The 363-nt window shown below is 55.1% G+C and carries 1 protein-coding gene; it reads left to right on the forward strand.

Annotated elements, in window-relative coordinates; translation table 11 throughout:
* Positions 1-182 (forward strand): IS3 family transposase (locus C5P05_RS00240; RefSeq protein ID WP_157979135.1); only part of this gene is annotated, 182 nt, incomplete at its 5' end.
* Positions 183-363 lie beyond the last annotated feature (181 nt).

Below are 363 nucleotides of genomic sequence, written 5' to 3' on the forward strand. Positions count from 1 at the left end.
TGGAGCGCGTTTGGCAGCAGGATTACGCCAACCATACCGAAGCCAGGAACGACATTGCGGACTACATCGTCAGCTTCTACAACAGCCAGCGGTTGCACTCCACACTGGGCAACTTGCCACCCAATGCCTTCGAGCAGAAATCGGCAATCAAACAACCTATCGGTCTGTACGAAAAAACTTGACCAGGACACCCGCAGCTTCTCGCCGCCATTTATGAACGAGGTTGGCGTTAATACGTATGCGATCTATTAACCGCACACCTTGCGCGAAGCCGCCAAATGGGATGGGGATTCAGGGGGTGGGGATGACCAGCCGACTGATCAGTCGACTGGCATCGCGATAGACCACGGCAGCAATGCCTCG

It is taken from the genome of Rhodoferax ferrireducens (genome assembly GCF_003347515.1).
Lineage (GTDB): Bacteria > Pseudomonadota > Gammaproteobacteria > Burkholderiales > Burkholderiaceae_C > Rhodoferax.